The 229-nt window shown below is 51.1% G+C and carries 1 pseudogene; it reads left to right on the top strand.

The window, feature by feature from the left end:
- Positions 1–46: 46 nt before the first annotated feature.
- Positions 47–229, top strand: a pseudogene (locus tag HBA93_RS24025) (ABC transporter permease); the annotation flags it as partial.

Raw genomic sequence — 229 nt, 5'->3', positions numbered from 1 at the left:
ATGTCCTCTATTCGCTTCTTGATCCACGTATCCGGAGCAAACGCTGATGACCACTCTCACACAACGTCTCTTTGGTGAAGGCATGGTCTCAACGGCTGTGTCCGGAATTCTACACAGCCCGAAAGCGACAATCGGCCTGATTTTCTGTGTCTTGCTGGTGCTGGCTGCGATTTTCGCGCCATTGCTTGCGCCGCAAAATCCCTATGATCTGATGCAGATCGATATGTTC

It is taken from the genome of Ochrobactrum sp. SFR4, assembly GCF_019730395.1.
Classification (GTDB): domain Bacteria; phylum Pseudomonadota; class Alphaproteobacteria; order Rhizobiales; family Rhizobiaceae; genus Pseudochrobactrum.
This window is presented reverse-complemented; position numbering and strand designations above follow the sequence as displayed.